This window comes from Paradesulfitobacterium ferrireducens, assembly GCF_017310645.1.
Taxonomy (GTDB): domain Bacteria; phylum Bacillota; class Desulfitobacteriia; order Desulfitobacteriales; family Desulfitobacteriaceae; genus Paradesulfitobacterium; species Paradesulfitobacterium ferrireducens.
The window spans coordinates 1-16,781 of sequence record NZ_JAFLRH010000003.1; the positions used below are offsets into that span (position 1 = coordinate 1).

Annotated in this window: 16 protein-coding genes; 3 read left to right on the forward strand and 13 right to left on the reverse strand. The window is 48.7% G+C overall.

All coding sequences use genetic code 11. The annotated features are described in order from the left end of the window. Positions 1-155: 155 nt before the first annotated feature. Genes J0X21_RS01545 through J0X21_RS01555 form a run of 3 tightly spaced genes read right to left on the reverse strand, consistent with a single transcriptional unit; the run spans position 156 to position 1,995 of the window. Entirely contained in the window at positions 156-917 is a 762-nt protein-coding gene (locus tag J0X21_RS01545) for an ABC transporter permease subunit (RefSeq protein ID WP_206809414.1), read from the reverse strand. Further along, positions 917-1,612, reverse strand: coding sequence for an ABC transporter ATP-binding protein (locus J0X21_RS01550; RefSeq protein WP_206809416.1), 696 nt, complete (start codon positions 1,610-1,612; stop codon positions 917-919). The genes J0X21_RS01545 and J0X21_RS01550 overlap by 1 nt, the downstream gene beginning before the upstream one ends. Further along, positions 1,609-1,995: a GntR family transcriptional regulator gene (locus J0X21_RS01555; protein WP_206809418.1), complete on the reverse strand. Its 387-nt coding sequence runs from the start codon at positions 1,993-1,995 to the stop codon at positions 1,609-1,611. Before J0X21_RS01555 ends, J0X21_RS01550 begins: the two co-directional genes overlap by 4 nt. A gap of 467 nt (positions 1,996-2,462) precedes the next feature. On the opposite strand from J0X21_RS01555, the gene J0X21_RS01560 reads away from it, so the two are divergent. After that, entirely contained in the window at positions 2,463-2,978 is a 516-nt protein-coding gene (locus tag J0X21_RS01560) for a hypothetical protein (RefSeq protein WP_206809419.1), read from the forward strand. A 50-nt stretch (positions 2,979-3,028) separates the two neighbouring features. After that, a complete protein-coding gene (locus tag J0X21_RS01565) occupies positions 3,029-3,469 on the forward strand; it encodes a hypothetical protein (RefSeq protein ID WP_206809421.1) in 441 nt (146 codons plus the stop codon). Positions 3,470-3,830: 361 nt separating this feature from the next. Here the strand turns inward: J0X21_RS01565 and J0X21_RS01570 are convergent, their stop codons facing one another. Further along, on the reverse strand, positions 3,831-6,509 hold the full coding sequence (locus tag J0X21_RS01570) for a phosphoenolpyruvate synthase (protein WP_206809423.1): 2,679 nt from the start codon (positions 6,507-6,509) through the stop codon (positions 3,831-3,833). Between the two features lie 180 nt (positions 6,510-6,689). Continuing rightward, entirely contained in the window at positions 6,690-7,064 is a 375-nt protein-coding gene (locus J0X21_RS01575) for a nitroreductase family protein (protein ID WP_206809438.1), read from the reverse strand. Positions 7,065-7,158: 94 nt separating this feature from the next. Here J0X21_RS01575 and J0X21_RS01580 point away from each other — a divergent pair, with 94 nt between their 5' ends. Further along, positions 7,159-8,229, forward strand: coding sequence for a MinD/ParA family ATP-binding protein (locus tag J0X21_RS01580; RefSeq protein ID WP_206809447.1), 1,071 nt, complete (start codon positions 7,159-7,161; stop codon positions 8,227-8,229). Between the two features lie 129 nt (positions 8,230-8,358). Here J0X21_RS01580 and J0X21_RS01585 read toward each other — a convergent pair whose 3' ends face one another. The 8 genes from J0X21_RS01585 to purM all read right to left on the reverse strand — a co-directional run bounded on the left by J0X21_RS01585 (position 8,359) and on the right by purM (position 16,768). Further along, positions 8,359-8,913 (reverse strand): manganese catalase family protein, encoded by a 555-nt coding sequence (locus tag J0X21_RS01585; protein ID WP_206809450.1) that lies wholly within the window; start codon positions 8,911-8,913, stop codon positions 8,359-8,361. Positions 8,914-9,036: 123 nt separating this feature from the next. Next, positions 9,037-9,948 (reverse strand): glycine betaine ABC transporter substrate-binding protein, encoded by a 912-nt coding sequence (locus J0X21_RS01590; protein WP_206809451.1) that lies wholly within the window; start codon positions 9,946-9,948, stop codon positions 9,037-9,039. 78 nt (positions 9,949-10,026) lie between these two features. After that, positions 10,027-10,668 carry an ABC transporter permease gene (locus J0X21_RS01595; protein WP_206809459.1) on the reverse strand — a complete coding sequence of 214 codons (642 nt, stop codon included), beginning with the start codon at positions 10,666-10,668 and terminating at the stop codon, positions 10,027-10,029. A gap of 14 nt (positions 10,669-10,682) precedes the next feature. Next, positions 10,683-11,801 (reverse strand): ABC transporter ATP-binding protein, encoded by a 1,119-nt coding sequence (locus J0X21_RS01600; RefSeq protein ID WP_206809461.1) that lies wholly within the window; start codon positions 11,799-11,801, stop codon positions 10,683-10,685. Between the two features lie 237 nt (positions 11,802-12,038). Next, on the reverse strand, positions 12,039-13,310 hold the full coding sequence (purD, locus tag J0X21_RS01605; protein ID WP_206809463.1) for a phosphoribosylamine--glycine ligase: 1,272 nt from the start codon (positions 13,308-13,310) through the stop codon (positions 12,039-12,041). Between the two features lie 48 nt (positions 13,311-13,358). Then, positions 13,359-14,894, reverse strand: coding sequence for a bifunctional phosphoribosylaminoimidazolecarboxamide formyltransferase/IMP cyclohydrolase (gene purH / locus J0X21_RS01610; protein WP_206809474.1), 1,536 nt, complete (start codon positions 14,892-14,894; stop codon positions 13,359-13,361). A gap of 40 nt (positions 14,895-14,934) precedes the next feature. Further along, complete coding sequence (purN, locus tag J0X21_RS01615; protein WP_206809733.1) at positions 14,935-15,537, reverse strand: phosphoribosylglycinamide formyltransferase; 603 nt, start codon at positions 15,535-15,537, stop codon at positions 14,935-14,937. 214 nt (positions 15,538-15,751) lie between these two features. Further along, positions 15,752-16,768, reverse strand: a complete 1,017-nt coding sequence (purM, locus tag J0X21_RS01620) for a phosphoribosylformylglycinamidine cyclo-ligase (RefSeq protein ID WP_206809476.1) — start codon at positions 16,766-16,768, stop codon at positions 15,752-15,754. Positions 16,769-16,781 lie beyond the last annotated feature (13 nt).

Sequence of the window (16,781 nt, forward strand, 5' to 3'; positions counted from 1 at the left end):
TTGAACACTGCTAAGAAATAAAAAAATTACTCACTTTGTTAAAATACAAAAAAGCTTGAACACCTTGCAAATACAGGGCTTTCAAGCTTTTTATAGTTCTTAACTGTCAAAGATGAGATTATACTACTATTTACAGAATAAGCCAACAACTTTAATTATAATTCCACCTTATCCTCCAACACATAGGCGGATAAGCGGTACAAACCATAGGAAACCACTGCCGGAACAACTAGGATCAATGCGGCCATTATCCCGTAATTATCAAGGAATGAATAGGCGGGCGGAAATTTCATGTTAGTCATATTATTAAGTCCAACGAGAATACCCCAAGGCACCAAGGCATTCCCCAAAAACCAAACCCCAACCAAAAATAAAGGAACGGCCTTCTTCCAACGCGACTTGACCACAACACCCAAAAGAGTCCCGCTCAACGCGGCCACCGGACTCAAACACAAATACCAGAGGGTTCCCAGGCCGCTAATCTTGAGATAGCTCCAAAGGATTTCATAAGAGTATTGGTCGGGTCGGATAAGCACCGCTTCAATCATAAAAAACGAAGAAACTCCGAGTACCAGTAAATAACTCTGGACAGAGACCAGAAAACTGGCGACCGTTTTGCTTCCAACCAGCATTTCCCGGGAATAGGGAAGCGAGAGCCACCAGCCGGCCGTTCCGCTCCGCCACTCGATTGTAATGAGAGCGAAGGATACAATCACTTGAATCAGAAGAAATACAGGTGTTAACCAGAGCATAAACCCACTGTTCAGACTTACTCTCCCTTGGTAGATTCCCCAAGTGACAGCAGCAAAAACAATTAGCATTGCGGCAAAGGAGAAACCCCTCGCCGATGACCGGTGCGCTCTTTTCTGTCTGTGCAGGTGTAAGTCATTGCGGATTAAAGCTTGCAAAGCACTCATTATCGATACAACCCCCTATAGATGGATTCAATCGAGCCTTGTTCGGAGCGCAGAACCTCGGTTTCCCCTTCGAGGATCAGTTTTCCGTTCTCGAGGAATATAACATGGTCAAATATGCTCTCCGCCTCATGGATTTCGTGAGTCGTGATGAGAATGGTCTGGTGCTGTTCAAGCGTGGAATCAATGATGGACTGAATAATGTGTTCCCGCGAGACGAGGTCAATGCCGGAAAAAGGTTCATCCAGCAAGACAAGTTCAGCCTCACGCGCCAAACACAGAATCAAGTGCAGGCGGGCCTCTAAGCCCTTGGATAAGGCCGCGACCGAATCACTGGGAGTGAGCCCCATTTGCTCTGCCATTCTCTGAGCCCGAGCCAAATTAAAGTTCGGGAAAACCCGCTCCCCATAATGCAGGGCACTCTCAACCGTCTGATATTTATACCACTGGGCACGGTCCGGCAGATAGGCAATCCTGGCATTGACACTCCAATGAGGTTTGCGGCCGAAGACCTCGATTTTGCCTGAACTGGGTTGAAGCAAGCCGACGATCGCTTTGAGCAGGGTAGACTTCCCGGCGCCATTGGGACCGAGAAGGCCGGTTACCTGACCTTGGAGAAGGCGGAGGGTTAAGCGGTCCAGGGCCATTTTATCTCCATACCTTTTACAGAGATCTTCTGTTTCAACGATAAAACTCATGTCCAGTCCCCTTCCTCTATCAGAGATTTAGCTGTGTGCACATCCATTCCCAATTCCTTCATGGCCGTAATAAAGGACCGCGCTGCTTCATAAGCAAGGTTTTGGCGAATTTGTTCCACGATTTTGAGGTTATCCGTAATAAAGGTTCCCTGCCCGCGGCGGGTTTCAATCAAATGGTCGCGGTCAAGTTCCTGGTACGCCCTCATTACGGTATTGGGATTAATTTTTAAGTTTTGGGCCAGTTCACGGACTGACGGCAGTTTTGTTCCCAAGGCAACTTCTCCTCTCGCCACCGAATAGCGGATCTGCTGCAGTACTTGTTCGTACAGCGGTTTCGTTAAATCCAGCTGAAAGGAAAAATCTCCGATGCGGATAGTTTCCAAGCCCATCCCTCCTTTGACCAGAGCTTCGGTGTATACGTCTTAGTTGTATTATATAACTTAATACAACTAATGCAAGCGGAATATAGAGAGATTCTATAAAGGTTAAACGTTATTCCCTCATAGAAATTCAGGCATCCCAAAAGCGGAACAAATATTGAAAAACTGGGTTACCCTGAGCAGAGTTCAAGCTTACCTTTTGGTATATGCACCACTATAAAATTTAATAATCTTAATATTATAATTTTTTATTCTGGATAATGTAACCTTTTATGGGTCTAAATGCATCTAACTGTTGGAACTAAATTTATATTTCAAGGGAGGGATAATGATGGTTACATGTAGAAAACAACAACAGCTTTTTAGACTACGTCTCTAAACCCGTTCCAGCGTTTTACAATTATTTACTCCGGGAAAAATTACTTTTAAGACCAATTTCATAGTTCTTAAGCAGAGAGGAGAATAGCCATATGAAAAACAAGAAAAACGTTTTGCTACTTAGTATGATAACTGTTTTCTTCCTCCTAATGTCTATTTCTTCCGTAACTGCAAGCCCCTCAACCGTGACGAAGACTCCAGCAACCAGCATTAACTCCGAACCAAGCTCAATTGTGGAGCCAGACGGTATTACACTGAGTTGGGTAGGTGCTTATATTACTAAAAGCAGCTCCGGAACAGCCCTTTGGTATTCAGGAAATCTATCATCGAATTACCCATGGGTTTCTGCTTCAATTCAAGTTAGTCTACAGTGGCAGAGTCCACTCGGAGGGAGTTGGCAAACCGAAGTTACTCAGCAAAAATTATACTCCGAAGATACTGCATATATGGAGACCCCGACATACTTAATGAGTAATGCCACTTGGGGTTACTGGAGGTCATATAGTTCCGCAGTAATTTATTGGCCTGTTGGTCAGATCCCAAATTACTCCACGGGTTCGGACATAAGCAGTACAATTTACATTGAGCCAACTTATATAGGTCCCTAAAGAAAAATGACTATGGTGGATTAATAAACCTTAAAAGGGGGCGAAGTTTTATGAGGGTAAACAAACGTGTTATCTTTATTATTTTTTTAACGGTTGCAATCTCGACTGGTTTATTGATCCGCCTTTTTCCTAGCGAACAGCTCTTAAAAGAAAAAAGTATAAAATCGATAGAGTATGCAAATAACTTTTCATGGGATTCCTATACTGGCAATGAGGGGGCAGTCTTTTTTAGCCAAGATGCTCAGAAGAAATTTTTTGGTAAGAGCGTTGATATTGAATATATTCAAAAGGTTAAGGAAAAATCAGAAGGCTATATAGAAAGTTTTGTAGCGGTAAATCCCAGTTTCGTTAATCCCGTTACAAAATTTATTTCATATAGAAAGATTGAAGATATTAATGGAACAATTGAATTTAGAACCTTAATAACGTATAAGTTTAAATTGGAAAATTTCAATTGGGTTATTGATGAAGTTGAATTTGAACGGATGTAGATAAAATGTATACAAGGAAAGAAATCCTAAATGCTATTGAGCAAAGCTTAACTACTGATGAAAAAAATATAATCTATGATCGTCTAGGAGTTAATAATCCTCCCTTAAAACTGTCTGATTTGTATAGAAAATATAATTTGAACTACAATCAGTTACTCAAAATTGAAGCAAAAATTCTTAGGTATCTGAAAAATCAGCTTTAATTTGAGTAAGGATTGGGAGCTTAGAAAATACGCATTGATAAGCCCTTAGATATTTATCATAATGAATAAATCAAGATTAAAGAGAAACAACCCTGAAGATAAAAGAAATGGAACAAAGAAATTAAGCTGTCTGTGAGCCTGAATGAACGATTAACGTCCTATAGAATCTCGACATACCCCAAATTCCCGTTTACCCGGATGTGCTGCCCGTCCTGAATCTTGTTCGTCGCTCCGTCCACCCCTACAACAGCCGGGAGACCATACTCCCTGGCGACTACGGCTCCGTGGGTCATGAGCCCGCCCACTTCCATTACCAGCCCGCTGGCTGAAAGAAAGAGAGGTGTCCACCCGGGATCAGTGAAAGGAGCGATCAAGATATCCCCTTTATCCAGCTTTCCTTCCTCTGGTCTGAGCACCACCCTGGCCCGGCCCTCGACCACACCCGCCGACACCGGTTGTCCGGCCAAAGCCCCGGGGGGCAGATTCTCCGTGCTGCGCATTCCGGTAAGGATTTCCCCTTCACTCGTGATAACCCGCGGGGGCGTTAACTTGCGGTCATGCTCATATTTCTCTTTTCGTTTGCTAATCTCGCCCATATTTAAAAAAACTTCAGCCCCGTTAAACGACTTATTCCCTTCGGCAGCAGCCGCCAACTCTTCCACTTCAGCCAAAGACAGATAATATACGTCTTCCCGGCTTGCCAGCAGACCTTTTCTCACCAATTCCTCGGCCACGGCTAAGATACCTTCCCGGCAGATATCCAGGTGTTGGATGATCATGTACTTAATGTGCTCCCTCAGAGCCATGGTGCTGCGGTAAACCTTGATCAGCCGTGCCAGAATTCTGTGCTTAAGGAATCCTCCCCGCCTTTTCCTAACCGCTTCCAGAATTTTTGCTTCAGCCTCCACGGCTTCCCGCTCGCCCTCTCTGAAGCGTATTCTATGTTCATTGGGCTCCGAACTCCGGATGTGACTTAAAATAGCCGGTACCAGCTGGGTTGGTACTTCACGCCAGCGTGGCACCGTGATATCAATTTCTCCGGGACAGCGCATACCGTATTCTGCTAAAAAATCATGAAACGCTTTGAGAAAAACTTCCCCGCCTGCCACCTTTTCCAGTCCGGAGTAAAAATTTTCATCTGTAGCTTGAGCGAGATAGGCGATTACCTCCGGATACGGACGGGCGGCCTCGGCCAGATCCCCCAGTCTAAGCCCCATTTCTGTGGTCACATTCCCTGAAAAAGATTGACTCAGTTTCGGAATCAGGTCAGTCTCTCCCACCCATCTATGAATCAGGTTCTCAAGCGCCTTCATCGTTACAATTCCGGTCACGGGATAAGGAAAGACCTCAAACAGTTCTTCGATGGCAAAGCCCCCTACAATCTCCCGCGCTGCCCGGATCCGCTTGAATCCGGATGTACCTGCGAGTTTCTCTTTATTCGAAGCAATTGTCCGGTCAATATACTGGTTCAATTCCGGCGCCAAGCTCTGCGGATTACGCGCCAAAACCGTGTGTAAGATTTTAAGCCCTACTTTACGCAGATTACGCCGGATATTCTTCTCGATCTCGGGATGCTTCCGAATTCCGGCCATAAAATCGGGACGCTTGACGAACTCTATAAGCGCCGAACTCATCATATCGTCAAGATTCTTAATCCCCTTCGGCATATTCCTGCGGCCCAGCGGCATGTGCAAGATGTAAGTAATATCGACAAACAGATGGCTCCCCGCTTCCTGCATAAACCGGCTTTCAGACCAGGCCGTTTCTTTGCCGAAAGGTAAAAATGTACGCAAAGCGGATATTGCCAGGGGCTTCAACGCTTCGGTCATCATCTGCTGGTGGCCGAAGGAGAAATAAACATGCACAAACTCCGGGTCAACAACCTCGGGCACCGGATACAGAGATGTGATCGGCCGGCTCTGCACGATGTAAAATTTACCACCCGCTAAGGCCCATTCAATGTCCTGAGGAGCACCGTAATGACTTTCGATTTGGCGGCCCAGTCCGGCTAACCCGATGATCTGCTCATCGGTGAGCGCCTGCATTTTGGCCTTGTCCCCGGGAATCTCTCTTTTTTCCGTTCCGCCTGCGGGCAGGCCGTAGATCCCCAGCTTTTTGTCCCCGATTTTTTTCTCCAGAATCTGTCCATCCTTTACCTTATAAAGGTCGGGGGATATAAGGCCGGACACCAGAGCTTCCCCCAGTCCGTAACCGGCATCGATGGTGGACACCTTACGGTTGCCGGAAACGGGATCAGCCGTAAACAGAATCCCTGAAACCTCAGGGAAAATCATTTTCTGCACCACCACGGCCAGCGCCACTTTTCTATGATCGAAGCCGTTTTTGCTCCGGTAGGCGATCGCCCGGTCCGTAAACAGGGATACCCAGCACAAGCGGATATGGTTTAAGAGATCGCCTTTGCCGATCACATTCAAATACGTTTCCTGCTGTCCGGCGAACGAAGTCCCCGGCAAATCTTCGGCCGTTGCGCTCGACCTGACAGCGTAAGCATCTCCTGCACCCAGCTGTTCCCAGGCCTGAACCACAGCATCTGCGACATCCTGGGGAATAGGCAAGCCCTGTAAATACTCACGCACAGATTCTCCCAAGTGCCTTAAAGCTTCAAGATCATCCACATTCAGTTCGTCCAATTTTCTGTACCAGTGCTCCATTGCCGGGCTCATGGCAATAAACCGGTTAAAGGCCTCGGTCGTAACACAGAATCCCAGCGGCACCGGAAATCCCGCAGCCTTCATTTCCCCCAGGTTGGCCCCTTTGCCCCCGACCAAAGGCAAGCTGGTTTGGTCAACTTGCTGAAAAGCTACCGTGTAACTCATGAATTACCTCTCCTTTTACAGGCCTTTGGTTCATACCGATTCAAACCAATGAACCGGCGGAAGATTGCCTTCCACCGTGCGAGTGAATTTTACCTGTACGGTCTTATTTTTGAATAGAATCATTTTCCCGGCACCGGAAATACAGGAGCCGTACACCGGAGGCAGTGAAGATCCATAATGCTAGACTAACGATTTGAATCGAGCCACGTCAGGGCTTGCTAAATACTCCCATTGTCCTGCGACGCCCTCATGCGCTGCCCCGATCTCAATGTGGGCCATAGCGATGCCGCAGTCTAAACGCTTAGAGAGATTATATGTATCCCGATCATTATCCACTGAGATTTTAATGCTTCCTGCCTCCACAGAAAAACGCCAGGGTTGTCTATTGACAGCCGAAGGGGCAAGCCTTGCTGCTTCTAAGGCTGAACTTATCCACTTGGGCAAGGGTTCTCGCGGCATTGTGAAACACAGGCTTTCCAGAGTCCTTCCATCCAATTGGCGCCTGGCTCGCCGCTGAAATATAGCCTGATACCATTTCTCTTCAGGAATTTGCATTGGTTTCTACTCCTTGGCCGAAATAAAAAAGGGGATATGCTCTCTTCTGTCGAAAATACTTAAAAAGTTTTCGACTTGGTGGTGAACACTTTAAGTGATACAGCCGGGGCAATATCTCCACTTTACAACAGACTCTTCACTATATCAGGATACATACCAAGCCCAAGTGCGGGCCGTCTTTCCTGACCGTATAGAACTGCTCGTTCCCTTGTATCGCGGTTATCTCCTTTTGCTGCCCGTTGGCACGGAAATCCGCTGGTTATCCCCCGGGCTTGAACACTCTGTTTCGAAGGTTTTGTCCAGAGAAACCCAAAGTTGGAGCACCACCCTGCCTCAAGCCGTTTCTGCTCCTCGGGCGACCACGGTCGTTGCCGTGGGAAGTGGTAAAGGCGGTGTGGGCAAAACAACCTTTTCGATTAATTTAGGCCTGGCCCTCAGCCAATTAGGCCAGCGCGTCATCCTCCTCGATGCTGATCTCGGCATGGCTAACATTGATGTACTTCTGGGACTTGAGGGTTCTCTTAACCTTAGCCATGTCATTGCCGGGACACACACTTTGAAAGAAATTCTGCAAAAAGGCCCCGGCGGACTCCAGGTTCTGGCCGGTTCCAGTGGTATCAGCAGTTTAAGCCGGTTGGATCCCATCCAATTTAACCGTGTATCAGCGGGCTTTCGGGATTTAGAAGCAGACTGTGATTATTTAATATTGGATACAGGTGCCGGGATTTCGGAACTGGTTCTTATGTTCCTTGGCGTGGCAGATAAACTTATTCTTCTCTCTAATCCAGAGCCCCATGCGCTAATGGATGCCTATTCCTTATTAAAAGTCCTTGCCAATCAGAATCCTGGAATTCGGCCCCACATCGTCATGAACCGCTGTGAATCAGAATCTGAGGCACAAAAGAGCACTCGCACCCTGATGGACGCCGCGAAGAATTTTTTGAATTTGGATCCTGTTGTCTTAGGCTGGCTTCCAGTTGACCCAGGGATTCCCCGTTCTCTTAAAGCGCGCTTCCCTCTCTTTTTGTCCGATCCAAATATAGAATTTTCCCGGCGGATCCTCCGAATGGCCCAAACTCTCGGGGGAAAAACATCACAGCCAATACCCAAGGAAGGGATCCTATCTTTTTGGGATAAACTCCGAAAACGTCTAGGGGCGCAGTGAAGTGAGCACGATTGCGCTCCCCTGTCTAAAAAAATTCTTACAATAATTCTTACAATAATTCTTGTAAGAATTATACCACTAATTGGCAGCTACAGGAAGGCTTTTCCCCAAGCAGAGTGCCCAGTCCCTCTACTCTAACACCTGCAAACTCATCTTATATTCATAAATTAACTCCGGAAATTTCTCCGAACCTCCCCCTTGTTTGAAGTTCCTCAGTGCCTTTTGCAAAAGTTTTTTATGGACATCTTCCCGATTGGCCAAAAAAACCAGCATGCGCTGAACACCCGGATCATTGGCCCGTTTAATGTGCTTTTGGTAGAGCGTTCGGGAACGGTATTCCAGATTTATGTTGGCTTCCAGGACTGAAAGGGGATCTGAACTTTGGTCGATATATGCCAATTCCCAGGGAGAGCCTTGGGCGTTCAGGTAGCTGACCGGCTGTCCCCCTAGCTTGTTAATGCAGGCGGCGATGAGTTCCATGTGCCCCAGCTCTTCGGCGGCGATTAGCCCCAGAAGCTCCCGTAAATGATGGTTTTTCATATTTGAACGGTGGTTTAAGTACTGAACGGCTGCCGAGAACTCGGAATCTCTCCCGCCATAATGTTCCATAAGTACGTAGGCAAACACCGGGTCCGGCTCCTCAATATTCAGGGGATAAAATAACCGTTTCCGATATCCAAACATTGTTGTCCCTCCTTATGACAGTAAATCCTGCCTTCAGTTTATGAAGGCAGGATTTAAGCGGTCACAGGCTAGGCACCGGTAATTGGTTGTTGCTTCTGTTTCTAATTACTTCGTTGCGCGGAATTAAATTAGGCCTTGAGCCTTGAGCCACTCATTGGCAACATCTTGAGATTTTCTATTTTCCAGATCGACCTTGGCATTGAGCTGCTGCATGGTTTTGTCATCCAGCTTTCCAGCCAATGAATTGAGCGCATCTTTAAGCTCCGGATGTTTGGCCAGGGTGTCATCACGCACGACCGGAGCCGCATAATAGGGCGGGAAAAACTGCTTATCGTCTTTAAGCACTCTCAGATTAAAGGCTACAATTCTTCCATCCGTAGCGAAAGCATCACATACATCGGCCTTTCCGTCTTTGACAGCACTGTACATAAGTCCCGCATCCATACCCTTGGTTTCTTTGAAGTTCATGTTGTAGGTTTTCTGCAAACCCTTATACCCGTCATCCCGCTCCAGGAATTCCTGTTCCGATACCAACGTCAAATTCGGAGCTTGCTTGGTCAAGTCGCTGAAAGATTCAATTCCGAGTCTTTGGGCCTCGGATTCCCCCATGGCCAAGGTGTAGGTATTATTAAAACCAAAAGGCTTAAGCCAAGTAATCTTCTTCTTATCTTTATACTCTTTGCTCACCTTGTCATACACCGCATCCGGGTCATTCATTGGCGGCTGCTCCAGTTGGACGGTCAAAGCCGTGCCGGTATATTCGGCATAGAGATCGATATCCCCTCGGTCCAAGGCCTTCGAGACCACTAACGTTCCACCCAGCCAAGGCTTGGTTTCTACTTTAAGATCGGTTTTGGCCTCAATTACCCCAGCCATTAAATAAACTAAAATATCCTGCTCGGTAAAATTTTTACCTCCAATGGTGACCGTGTTATCTCCACCGGCCGTGCCTTTGCCACCTGCTGAGCAACCGACCAGGCTCAGAACCAACACTAACACCACTGCCACCAATCCATATTTCCTTGAGTTTTTCACAAGTCTACCTCCCTCAAAAAAGTTTTTTAAGCAAATGCTTACCCTTTGAAACGATAATAGTATTGTTTTATCTTGGAATTAGGCTTTGTTTCGGCTGCCCTTGGGCGTAACCCGCACCTCAAGCCGCTTGAGCAAGAAATCAAAAATCACGGCCAACACTGCTGCCGGCATAGCCCCAGCTAGAATCAATTCGTTGCTCGACATCGCAATCCCCCGAAAGATCATGTCACCCAAACCACCGGCCCCAATTAAAGAAGCCAAGGTTGCCACCCCGATAATTAAGACTGTTGAGGTTCTGACTCCGGCCATAATAACCGATAAGGCCAGTGGTATTTCAACCAGGTATAATACCTGCCCGGAAGTCATGCCCATGCCGATGCCGGCTTCAATGGCTGCTTGGTCTACCCCGACGATACCGGTATAGGTATTGCGGACGATCGGGAGCAAGCCATAAATGGTTAAGGCCACCACCGCCGGAGTAAACCCAATCCCCATCAGTGGAATCATAAACCCGAGCAAGGCTAAACTGGGAATAGTTTGCGCGACAGCAGTCACACCGATCACCGCCTCCGCTCCTTTACGATAACGGGTGAGAATGATTCCCAAAGGAACCCCGATGATAATTGCAAAAAAAAGCGAGACAAATGTCAGCTCAAGATGTTCGCGGAACCCGGTCGCGATGTCAGGCAACCGGTCTTGAAAAATAGTAAATAGGTCCATAAGCTCCCTCCTTTCTATGCATTACCATACTTATTAGCCATCACATCTACCAGGCTTGCTCTGGTAATAACTCCTACCAGCTTCTCCTCATCACTAAGCACAGGAAGATAGGCCACTTTATTTTCACTAATCAGTTCGATGGCCTCAGCTAACGAGCGGCCTATTTGTATGGTTGGAACATCGATTGTCATAATATCTTTAAGAGTTAATTCTTCTTCCCGGTAATGCTGCTGGATATCCCAGACCTTAGCGATCCCCAAAAACGCATCATTCGCTCCTGTGACGAGCAAGCTATCCACTCTATGCTTATGCATTAATTTTATCGACTCCGCCAAACCACGGTTTGGCCCTGCCGTGACCGGCTTAAGCATGACCTCTTCAATATCCGGCAAAACTCCGGCCGCATTTAGTCTTTCCTCCCCGATAAATGAACGCACAAAATCATTGGCCGGATGACGCAGAACGTGTTCCGGGCTATCTAACTGCACGACTTTCCCTTTTTGCATGATGCAAATCCGGTCCGCAATCTTAAGAGCTTCATCCATGTCATGCGTTACAAAGACAATGGTTTTCTTAATTTCCTGCTGCAGCCGGATAAGCTCATCTTGGAGTTGTTCACGGCTGATTGGATCTAAGGCACTAAAAGGCTCATCCATTAAGATAATCGGGGGTTCAGCGGCCAATGCCCGAATCACTCCGACTCTTTGCTGCTGACCGCCGCTTAATTCTGCAGGATAGCGATCACGGTATATTGAAGGATCTAAGCCCACCAGGGACAAAAGTTCATCCACTCTTTTTTGGTATTTTGCAGCATCCATTTTTTTAAGTTTCGGAACCAAGGCCACATTTTCCCCGATGGTCATGTGGGGCAAGAGGCCGATATGCTGAATGACATAGCCGATACTGCGCCGTAATTCGACCGGATTTTCCTTGCTGATGTCCTTATCAGCGATCCAGATTTTGCCCTTGGTCGGCTCGATTAAGCGGTTGATCATTTTCATGGTGGTCGTTTTGCCGCAACCACTTGGCCCGATCAGGACAAATAATTCTCCTTCATCAATATGAAAAGTTATATTATCCAAGGCTTTGAAGCCGTCCGGAAATACCTTGGATACTTCTTGAAACCGTATCATGAAAACACCTCCTTTGGACTAAAAACCATGATTTCAAAATTACCACGACTACATACAACTTAATATTACCTAATAAGTTGTCTGTACTATTTTATCACTCTTCTCCTTATACTCGCAACCATAAAAAAACCGGATATCTAAAAATATCCGGGAATTACAAGCGTAAACTCACTTTTCTTCCTGTATCCTCTTTATTTTCTCAGATAAAAAAACTCGCCAATAAGAAAGCACTCACGTTTAGGTGAGTGCCCCTTTCATACCCTTCATTCCGATATCTTTGCGGTAATGCGCCTTGGGAAAAGTAATTTTTCCTACGATAGAATAAGCGTTTTCCCGCGCTGCGACTAAATTAGAACCGCTGGCAGTTACTCCAAGCACCCGCCCACCCGAACTAACAAGACGGTTGTCTTTCAAAGCGGTTCCGGCATGAAACACCGCCCCTTCTTGTCCCACTTCGGCCGGAATCGTAATTGGAATCCCTTTTTCATAACTCTGGGGATAACCCGGAGCAGCCATCACTACACATACCGCTACATCATTAGACCATTCCAGGGTAACATCTCCCAGCTTGCCTTCCGTGCACGCCCACAGCACCTGCAGCAAATCGGACCGCAGCCGCATCATCACTACCTGGGTTTCCGGGTCGCCAAAGCGTACATTATATTCCAACACTTTGGGCCCCCGCTCCGTGAGCATCAGCCCTAAAAACAAAACTCCGGTAAACGGCATTCCCCTCCGGCGCATTTCTTCCAGCGTCGGGTACAGTATCTCCCGTTTTACCTGCTCCTCAATCTCAGGCGTCCATACCGGAGGCGGGCTGTACGTACCCATACCGCCGGTGTTAAGCCCCTCATCCCCGTCCAAAGCCCGCTTATGGTCTTGAACCGGCACCATCGGCAGAGCGCTGGTCCCATCGGCAAAGCAGAGAAGGCTGACTTCCTGCCCTTCCAGGAACTCCTCAACCACGATTTTCTTCCCGGCATCCCCAAAGGCCCCGTCCATGATTTCATCCACAGCCTGCAAGGCGGTGTCCAGGTCCATGGCCACAATTACGCCTTTGCCCGCAGCCAGCCCGTCCGCTTTGACCACGCAGGGAGCGCCGATTCGACGCACATAATCTTTGGCCGCTGGCGGGTCTGTAAAGGTGTTCCATTCTGCCGTGGGAATATTGGCCGCCTGCATAATTGTTTTAGCGAACGCTTTGCTCCCTTCCAGCTGAGCAGCCGCCTGTGTCGGGCCGAAAATGCGCAGCCCGGCCTCATGAAATGCGTCAACGATCCCGAGGCTCAATGGTTCCTCGGGCCCGACCACAGTTAAGTCAATGTTGTGATCTTGGGCAAACCTAACCAAGCCGGCAATATCGTTCTGAGCGACCGGGGCGTTCCATTCACTTGTACCCGCATTGCCCGGAGCCACATAAAGCCGTTCCAGCTCCGGACTTTGTGCTAATTTCCAAGCCAGGGCGTGCTCCCGTCCCCCGCTGCCAATGACTAAAACTTTCTTCCCCATAAACTTTACCACCAACTTTCTATTTCACATACCTCAAACATTAACCTTTTAATGTCTGAAATGTCTCCTGTGGGTAAAGAGCATAATCAAATTCAAGTTATCGGCGGCCTCAATCACCACATCGTCCTTAACCGAGCCCCCAGGCTGAATGATAGCCTTAATCCCGGCCCTGGCAGCCTCCTCCAGTGAATCCGGGAACGGAAAGAAAGCATCCGATGCCAAATAGGCGCCAAAGCCCGCCGCCCCGGCCTGTTCCACAGCTAGCTTAACCGAGCCGACGCGGTTCATCTGCCCGGCTCCTACCCCCAGCAGCTGCCCGGATTTACTGACAACAATGGCATTGGATTTTACATGTTTCACAACCCGCCAAGCGAATTCAAGTTCCCGCAAATCCTCGCTGCTGGGTTTTTTCTTCGTTACTACCGTCCATTCAGACGCCGGAGAAGTTCCAATATCCTCTTCCTGAACTAGGTAACCCCCGTTCACACTGCGTAGCTTCCACGAAGGAGCACCGTTTTTGTCCCCCCGACCCACCGCAAACAGGCGCAGATTGACCTTCTCCCGCAAAAGGTCGCGTGCCTCCGGGCTGAACTCCGGTGCGACAATCACTTCAAAAAACCTTTCGCTCAGAGCCTGGGCAGCAGGACCGTCCACCACCCGGTTAAAGGCAATAATTCCCCCAAAAGCCGAGACCGGATCTGTGGCCAAGGCGCGTTCATACCCCTCAAGCGGAGTATTGCCGAGAGCCAGGCCGCAGGGATTCGTGTGCTTGATTATGGCACAGGCACAGGTGTCGAATTCGTGTACCGCACCCCAAGCCGCATCCATATCCAGCCAATTATTATAGGAAAGTTCCTTACCCTGAAGCTGGCGTCCGGAAGCCAAAGTGCCTTCCTGACGTGAAGCATAGAAAGCAGCTTGCTGCTGGGGATTTTCTCCGTAGCGCAAATCCTGCACCTTGGACGCAATTATTCTTAACACTGGCGGGAAGGCCCCTTCGGGTTCAAGCTGGCGCTCCAGATACTCGGCAATAAACCGGTCATACTCCGCCGTATGCGCAAAAGCCTCTGCTGCCAGGCGGCGGCGCACGCCGGCCGGCACGAACCCTTCCTGGCGCAGCACTGCCAACACTTCCTGGTACCTCTGCGGATTCACAATGATCGTTACGCGCTCATGGTTCTTTGCTGCCGAGCGCACCATGGTCGGTCCCCCAATATCAATGTTTTCAATCGCTTCTTCCAAGCTGACACCGGGCTTGGCAATGGTTTGCCGGAACGGGTACAGATTCACAACCACCAAATCAATAAACCGAATCCCGTTTTTGGCCATTTGCTCTTTATGTTCGTTCGTATCCCGGGCCAAAATCCCCCCATGAATAGTGGGGTGAAGGGTTTTCACCCTGCCGTCCAATATTTCCGGAAAACCGGTGACTTCAGTCACATATTTGACAGGTACCCCGGCCTCTTCCAGGGTCTTAAAAGTCCCGCCAGTCGAAATAATCTCAAACCCCAGCGCAGCCAATCCTTGGGCGAACTCCACGACCCCCTGTTTGTCGGACACACTGATAATAGCCCTCCGGTTCAAGCTAACCCCTCCATTCCAGAATCTTAATAAAGCCTATGGTCTACTTTTTAACCCAAATTTGCCGCCCCCGGCGTTCCAGCTTTCCGCCCACCAGCAAGCGCACAGCCTCCGGGTATAAACGGTGCTCGACTTCCAAAATCCGGGCCGCCAAGCTATCTTCCGTATCACCCGGCAAAACCGGAACCACTTCCTGCAAAATAATTGGGCCGCTGTCCAAGCCCTCATCGACGAAGTGCACCGTACATCCGCTGTAGCGCACCCCATACTCTACCGCCTGCCGTTGGGCATGAAGTCCGGGGAAAGCAGGCAGCAACGAAGGATGGATATTGAGGATTGGAAAACCGGCCTTTTGGATAAAATCTGCTTTTAACACCCGCATATACCCTGCCAGCAAGAGTAGTTCTACTTCATTCCCATGCAGCCAGGCTAAGAGATCCTCTTCTTGAGCCAACTGATCCGGATAAGCGTTCAGGGGAAAAGCCTTCGCAGGAATACCTGCCGCTTCAGCCCGCTTTAAAGCCTGAGCTTCGCTTTGATCCGAGCCGACGGCAACAAGATTTACTGGCAGACTCCCGCTTTGCCAGGCATCAATTAAAGCTTGCAAATTGCTGCCGCGGCCGGAAGCCAGCACCGCGGTTTTCAAAGGTTTCTGATCTATGCTCACCCAGGCTCACTCCAATCTTGCTTCGGATCTTGTAGTTATCAGAGTAGGGGAGTCAGAACACAGGAGTCAGGAACGTAAGTCTCCGGTGGAGACTTACGCCGTTCGGCCAAACCAAAAAGACTTTCGTCCGGCCGAACGGATCAGAATAATGCAACCGGATGAAACTCCTGAATTCTGACTCCTGAATTCTGACTCAAGTGTAGCTTACTCCCTTACCCGGTACGACTTGTCCGATCAGGTAAGACTCTTCTCCCTGCGCCTTTAACGACTCTCTTACAACATCCATATCTTCAGCACGCACGATGAGAACAAACCCGATCCCCATATTAAAGGTGCGGTACATCTCGCTTTCTTCCACTTCGCCTAAACGCTGGAGCAGAGAGAATACCGGCCGAACCGGCCAGGATCCAAGCTTAATGCTTACCCCTAAGCCCTTAGGGAGAATGCGCGGAATATTTTCCGTCAGTCCCCCGCCTGTAATATGAGCCATCCCCAGGATTTTCCCGCTGTCCAACAAAGGCAGGACGGTTTTCACATAAATCTTGGTGGGTCGAAGCAACACTTCACCTAAGGGCTCGCCCAATTCCGGGAAAACCGTATCCATAGGATAGGGAGCGAAAACCTTGCGCACCAAAGAAAAACCATTACTGTGAAAACCCGTAGACGGCAAGCCTAAGACCACATCCCCGGAGCTGATCTTTAATCCGTCAATGATCTGATCCCGATTGACGGCCCCGACTGTAAATCCGGCGATATCATATTCATCCTCCGGGTAAAAGCCGGGCATCTCGGCCGTCTCCCCGCCGATCAGAGCACATCCCGCTTGTTCACACCCGGCGGCAACTCCTTTGACAATCTCGGCAATTCTTTCGGGTTTGGCTTTACCCACCGCTAAATAATCCAAAAAGAATATAGGCTCGGCCCCTTGCACCAAAACATCATTGACACACATGGCAACCGCATCAATCCCGATCGTATCATGGCGGTCCAGCTCAAAAGCCAAACGGAGCTTGGTGCCAACCCCATCGGTTCCGGAAACAAGCACCGGCTCAGGGTATTTCTTCAGATCGAGTTGAAACAGCCCGCCGAACCCCCCGAGCCCGCCGAGCACCTCCGGGCGCAGCGTCCGCTTTACCCACGGCTTCATGCGCTCGACCGCCTCATTCCCGGCATCTATATCCACCCCGGCATCCCGGTAACTATATCCCATGCTCAGGTTCTCC

Excerpts from the sequence above, each read along its gene's own strand:
- J0X21_RS01595 (WP_206809459.1), bottom strand. The coding sequence starts at position 10,668 with ATGGACCTATTTACTATTTTTCAAGACCGGTTGCCTGACATCGCGACC.
- purM (WP_206809476.1), bottom strand. The coding sequence starts at position 16,768 with ATGGGATATAGTTACCGGGATGCCGGGGTGGATATAGATGCCGGGAAT.
- J0X21_RS01560 (WP_206809419.1), top strand. The coding sequence starts at position 2,463 with ATGAAAAACAAGAAAAACGTTTTGCTACTTAGTATGATAACTGTTTTC.
- J0X21_RS01570 (WP_206809423.1), bottom strand. The coding sequence starts at position 6,509 with ATGAGTTACACGGTAGCTTTTCAGCAAGTTGACCAAACCAGCTTGCCT.
- J0X21_RS01585 (WP_206809450.1), bottom strand. The coding sequence starts at position 8,913 with ATGTTTGGATATCGGAAACGGTTATTTTATCCCCTGAATATTGAGGAG.
- purD (WP_206809463.1), bottom strand. The coding sequence starts at position 13,310 with ATGGGGAAGAAAGTTTTAGTCATTGGCAGCGGGGGACGGGAGCACGCC.
- J0X21_RS01545 (WP_206809414.1), bottom strand. The coding sequence starts at position 917 with ATGAGTGCTTTGCAAGCTTTAATCCGCAATGACTTACACCTGCACAGA.
- J0X21_RS01575 (WP_206809438.1), bottom strand. The coding sequence starts at position 7,064 with ATGCAAATTCCTGAAGAGAAATGGTATCAGGCTATATTTCAGCGGCGA.
- J0X21_RS01600 (WP_206809461.1), bottom strand. The coding sequence starts at position 11,801 with ATGATACGGTTTCAAGAAGTATCCAAGGTATTTCCGGACGGCTTCAAA.
- J0X21_RS01565 (WP_206809421.1), top strand. The coding sequence starts at position 3,029 with ATGAGGGTAAACAAACGTGTTATCTTTATTATTTTTTTAACGGTTGCA.
- J0X21_RS01550 (WP_206809416.1), bottom strand. The coding sequence starts at position 1,612 with ATGAGTTTTATCGTTGAAACAGAAGATCTCTGTAAAAGGTATGGAGAT.